At 38.1% G+C, this 5,574-nt stretch carries 3 protein-coding genes; all 3 read right to left on the bottom strand.

Annotated elements, in window-relative coordinates:
* Positions 1-121: 121 nt before the first annotated feature.
* Positions 122-2,299: a bifunctional glycosyltransferase family 2 protein/CDP-glycerol:glycerophosphate glycerophosphotransferase gene (locus QZU77_RS10255; protein WP_295603788.1), complete on the bottom strand. Its 2,178-nt coding sequence runs from the start codon at positions 2,297-2,299 to the stop codon at positions 122-124.
* A gap of 21 nt (positions 2,300-2,320) precedes the next feature.
* Positions 2,321-4,702 carry a glycosyltransferase gene (locus tag QZU77_RS10250; RefSeq protein ID WP_295603786.1) on the bottom strand — a complete coding sequence of 794 codons (2,382 nt, stop codon included), beginning with the start codon at positions 4,700-4,702 and terminating at the stop codon, positions 2,321-2,323.
* Between the two features lie 10 nt (positions 4,703-4,712).
* The coding region (locus tag QZU77_RS10245; protein WP_295603784.1) for a glycosyltransferase at positions 4,713-5,574 on the bottom strand (862 nt) is incomplete at its 5' end.

Here is a 5,574-nt window from a genome sequence, read left to right as displayed (position 1 = left end):
TGTATCAATATTAATAATTCTCTAATTAAGGAATATATAATATTTCCTAATTAATCCCCATTTATTGAAAAAAGTAATTTAAAAAATAATTTTATTAAAATAAGAAAAATAGTGATGTTGGCTACTTTCCCCAAATTTTTTCAACAATCCTTTTTGAAGCATTGCCATCATCAATTGAGCAGAATCTCTCATAAAACTCATTATACCTGTCATGGTACTCATCATTGACCTGATTAATGTTTTTTATGGCTTCAATGACTTCATCCGTAGTGAATAGCAATGGTCCTGGAACTTCACTGTGAATGTCAAGGTAAAATCCTCGAAGCATACTGGAGTACTTGTCAAGGTCATAAGTGTAGAAGAGTATTGGCCTTTTAAGGTTTGCATAATCAAAGAATACGCTTGAATAGTCTGTGATGAGCATGTCGCTTATCAGGTACAGCTCGGCAATATCCTCGTATTTGCTCACGTCAAATGCAAAATCCCTGAAATCGGACAGGTCAAGGTTGTTTGAGATGAAATAATGTGTCCTTATGAGTATGATGTATTCATCAGATAATGATTCCATCAACTTGTTCAAATCCAATTTGAGATTGAACCTGACCTTGCCTATGTCATATGACTCGTCATCCCTCCATGTTGGAGCATAGAGTATAACCTTCTTATCCTTCGGAAGCTTCAAACTGCCCTTAATCCTGTCAACCAGTTCATCATCATAATTGTAGAGTATGTCGTTTCTCGGATAACCGTATTCAAGAACCTCCCCTTCATAGGCAAATGAGCTTCTTAATTTTTCAGTAGTGAATCTGTTAGGAGATATTAGGTAATTCCATTCAGAGGAATCTTTTTTATAATTGAATTTCGATTTCGGATCATCCAAATACAGATTACCCATGTCAAAACCCAATTTCTTAAGAGGGGTGCCGTGCCAAGTCGATATTAAAATCTGGTCTTTCCTTTTACTTAACAATGCGGGCTGTCTTGTATTGGTCAACCAATACTTAGATGTGGCTGCCAGTTTGAAATATTTTAATGAGTATTTCTTAACGGTTTTAGGATTTCCAGGGATTTTCATGCCTTTATGATTCATGACCCATATGAATTCATACTCATCCCTATAATGCTCATATAAATATTCATAAAGGTATTTGGGACTGTCTGAGTAGAAATCCCCCCTGAAACTGTCGATTAGAATCTGCCTTTCATTGATTTTCCTCTTATTGAAAATGTTCAGGTAGATTAGCTGCTTTATCAACTCATAGCTATGGGCCATTTGCTTGAACCTGTTGAATATGAAGCGGGATTGTATGATTGATTTGAGTTTTTTGAAATTCCTATCCTGAAACGCTTTCATTTCCCTTTTTCGAATAAAAGACAGTTTATCTGCATTAAAGCCGATTAATATTTCATGTAACTCATTGAAATATTCCTCCCTCCATTTCTTATCGGGGTTTCGTGCGAAATTAACTGCAAAATTATCATAATACTCACGGTAGAACTTATCAAGCATTTCCTCCTTAAGCAAATTATACTTGCATTCGTTTAGATTGGACATTTTGCCTGAAACCTTCCGGTATTCTTTGCAGTACAATAGGAAATTGTCTCCTCTTTCCTCCTGAGTCAATGATTGCAATTTTATCGGATCGTCACTTAGCCTTTTTGCATAAAGCGCATCTTCCACACCATGAAATGAGTTTAAATCACTGAAAATATCACTCATGAATTCATAATCCGTGAAATACCTGTTGTCCTCGTTGAATAGTGTTTCTCCAATTGCATTCCTCCTGATTAGTGCATGAAGCACACTCAGCACTTCCATGCCATTGGTGTGATGGCCCACAAGCAATCTGATGGAGAATTCCTCGTCAGTTAATTTCTTCTGCTTTAATGGGGTGGTTTCCAATAACTGTTCATGGAATCGGTTTTTTATGAAATAAGTATTGATTCGCTCGCCGTTGATGAAATCCGCATCGGTTTTTCGGGCAGCATCAATGAGTTTTGTGAGTGAATCCTCATAAAGGTAATCATCGCAATCGATGAAATAGACATATTCTCCTTGAGCTATTTTCAAACCTTCATTTCTGGCTTTACCGACACTTATCTCCTCATCGAAGCTCATGACTTTAATGTTCAATTCATTTTCATATTGAGCTATCAAATCATCGATATTTTCATGATTGCCATTAGGGATGATTATTACTTCCCCATCATCCATCTCCTGGTCGGCTAGACTGTCGAGACAATCTATCAGGTATCTTCTTCCCTTTTGAAACGGTATGATAATACTTATAAAACTCATTATATATTCAACCTTAAACGCTTAAATGATTTCTAAAAATTCCTCAATGGCTTTTTCATTGTATTTTTCATAGTCTATTCCAAGTGCATCAACATTCCCTTGTGAAAAATCATGCATGCCCCTTAAAATGCCTTCCTCTGAGTTTTCATTAATATATCCTCCGTAATCCCTCATCCATTGTGTTCCATTAATGTCTGTGGCAATCACTGGAATGTCAAATGCATCCGCCTCCATAATAACCATTGGCCAGCCCTCATAATAAGATGATACCACAAAGAGGTCACATTCCTTCAATATAGGCATTGGATTCAGTATTGACTTTATGATTGTTATGTTGTCGGCGAATCTGGATTGCTCTGCCAAGGCTACCGTTTCCTCATAGGATGGACCGTAACCTCCGATGATTATGAGTTGAGTGTCAGGGTAATCCTCACAGTACCTGTTGAAGGCTCTGATTAAACGGTCATGCCCCTTTTCAGGTGAAAACCTGCCTATAGTGATGAATTTCTTGCCGGCACTATTCAAGACTCCTTCAATGCCATCATGGTTCCGGGTATTGATGGTGCAGCTGTCATTTACTTCAATTTCCATCAATCCTTTTCTTTTAATCTCTGAGATATTGTTGACATTATGTGCAAGTCGGATATTGTCCTTCCTGCCGCTTATCTGGCTGGTTGGCTTGATAAGGTCAGGCGATACGACTACAACATTGTCGTACTCATTATAGATATGCTTGAGAACCGACAGGTTCTGATTGTCTTTGCGCTTGATTTCCTCAACCATATCATTGTGAACCCAAATTGACTTTTTGGCCTCGCTGACGCTGAACAGCATGGTTTCCTCAATACCATACCCGTTGAAATGAATGACTGAGTCAAAAGGAAATCCACTATATGCACGATGCAATTCCCTTTTAAACATGCCTACAAGATTATTGGAGAGTTTTTTACCGGGATTTTTTAAAAATCCTATAAATTCACGATGCTCACGTACCCTGAAGTTGATGCCCATTCTCAACGGCAGATATTCTATGCCTTCAGGCATGATTGAGAACGCTTCTCGATGGTTCTCATCAAGTGAAGGATCCCATGAGGAGTAGCATATGAAAACATTACGCTCATTTAAATCAATGTTCGACAATACGTTAATCATTGACGATGTCATTCCATTGCTTTTCAATCCACCGGCGAAAATCAGTACGTTTTCCTTGTCGTTTTCAATTTTATCGACCCTGCAAGTGTTTTCATCATTGAAAACATGACGGCACAATCTTTCACAAGCATCAACATTGTCGTAAGTGCAGAACTTCTCCACAAAACCCGCATCATCATATTCCTTTGGGGAGTTCAGCTCATGGATCAAATCATCAACGTTCTGCACCTTTGGAAACGGAAGGTCTGAAATCGGGAAATACACTCCCCTGTCCTTTAGGAATTCATCCTCATCATAATTGAATATGATAATCTTGTTTCCGGTATTGGCGTAATCAAAAAATACGCTTGAATAATCGGTGATGAGACAATCGGTCATGTTCAAAATATCATAGACCTCATAGCCTTTCGGGAATTCCTGAATATGCTTGAAACTTGAATAATCAATTTTCTCATTATTATAGACATGCAGCTTAACAAGCATAACCTGGTCATCGTTTAAGCGAGTGTCGATTTCCTTTAAATATTCATAAACAACATCCCGTTGCTCCCTGTCTTTACGGTCAAGGAACAATCCCTTAAATGTCGGCATATACGCATATAACTGCTTAGCAGAAAATCCCAACTTATCCTTTAAATCAATCCCAGCATTCTTGTTGAAGAATATGCTGTTTCTAGGATATCCCTCCAAGAGAATTGTTCCCGGATATATTTTCTCCATCATGTATGCGTTGAGCATCTTATCCTTCATATAGTCGTTCGGATATAGGAGATAATCGCTTGCAAAGAAAACCTGCTGTATATTGGCGCACCTGTGCTCCTCTGCCTGATTGTCAATACCCATGGTTTTCAATGGTGTTCCATGCCAGGTCTCCAGAACCACTTGTCCAGGGCGCTTGACATATTTCGGACGCATTCCAGAATCGGTGATAATGTATTTGGCCATTTCAAGCTTTTTGGTTGCAGTGTTCTCATTTGATGACATTCCATTGATTTTAAGATTATAGTTTTTCTGCAATTCCCTGATTTTGGACTGCGCATCCTCCTTTGCATAAACAAAAACCTTTAAATCACCATACTTGCCAGTGGAGAGTTCCTCAACTATGCGGAATATATTACCTGTGAAATCATTCCCGTCCCTCGATTCCACATAAACCAGATTCTCGTCTATTTGCTTGCGGTAATAATTCTGATAAATCAAATCATTAATAAAGCATTGCTTAAGTTTCTTTATTTTCTGAATAAAAGACATAATTTCACTATCAACCATCAATTAATTCTCTAAACTCTTCTACTGCACGTTCATTATATTTCTCAAAATCAGAGTGCTTGGACTGTATCTCGCCTGAAGCAAAATCATGCATTCCCTTAAGAATACCCTCTTCAGAGTTTTCAACCAGAACCCCCGCATAATCACCCATTGCACGAGTGGATTCAATATCCGTCGATATGATTGGAATTCCTAGAGTGTCCGCTTCCATAAGCACCATCGGCCAACCCTCATAATATGAAGGCAGGATGAACAAGTCGCATTCCTTAAGAATAGGCATTGGATTGGACAAATTATTTATCAAAGTGATGTTTTCACCATACTCCACTGAATCAACCAGGCGACAAGTGTCCTCATATAACGCACCATAGCCTCCAATGATTATCAGCTGGCTTTCAGGATAATCTTTACAGAAATTATTGAAAGCTTTAATTAACCTCCTGTGACCTTTTTCAGGAGAAAATCTTCCGATTGAAATGAATTTAAATGCATCCTTGCTTAACACTTCACCAATATCATTATTATAAATCATGGTGTACTCGCCGATTTCAAGTTTCCTTTTAGACCTGACCTCTATTGACTCATAATCGTTTAAATTATGGATAATCCTAATATTGTTCATGCCATTGTTTAGCTCACTTGTCGGTTTGATAAGACCCGGAGACACTGCACAAACATTATCCGCATTGGTGTAGGCTTCCCTTAAAATATTCTTGTTCTGATTGCCTTTGCAGTCAATCTCCTGAATCATGTCATTGTGAACCCATACGCTAGTTTTCTGACCTGATTTGGTGAACAATAATGTTTCATCATGGTTATACCCGTCATAATCAATGACCATATCCCATTTAACG

It is taken from the genome of uncultured Methanobrevibacter sp. (assembly GCF_902774605.1).
GTDB lineage: Archaea > Methanobacteriota > Methanobacteria > Methanobacteriales > Methanobacteriaceae > Methanocatella.
Note: the sequence above shows the minus strand (reverse complement) of the source record. Positions and strands in the feature narration are given on the sequence as shown.